The sequence below is a fragment of the Roseomonas acroporae genome, from assembly GCF_023223525.1.
Lineage (GTDB): Bacteria > Pseudomonadota > Alphaproteobacteria > Acetobacterales > Acetobacteraceae > Roseomonas_E > Roseomonas_E acroporae.
In genome coordinates, this window is sequence record NZ_JALPRX010000304.1 from 1 (window position 1) to 325 (window position 325).

At 70.8% G+C, this 325-nt stretch carries 1 protein-coding gene; it reads right to left on the reverse strand.

Translation table 11 applies throughout. The features are described from left to right. The coding region (locus M0638_RS29345; protein WP_248670358.1) for a sigma 54-interacting transcriptional regulator at positions 1–325 on the reverse strand (325 nt) is incomplete at both ends.

Below are 325 nucleotides of genomic sequence, written 5' to 3' on the forward strand. Positions count from 1 at the left end.
GCGGACCAGGAACGCCACCGCGCGCCCGGTCAGGCTGACATTGGTACCGTTCGCCTGGTTGGCGTGGCTGAGGAAGCTCGCCACGAGGTCCGGGATGTCGCCGCGCCGCTCGGCGAGGTTCGGCAGGGTGATCGGGATGACGTTGAGGCGGTAGAACAGGTCCTCGCGGAAGGCGCCGCGCGCGACGGCCAGGCGCAGGTCCCGGTTGGTGGCGGCGACGAGCCGGACGTCCACCTTCGTCTCGCGCTGGCCACCGAGGCGCATCACCGTTCCCTCCTGTAGCGTGCGCAGCAGCTTGGTCTGCACGAAGAGCGGCAGCTCGCCC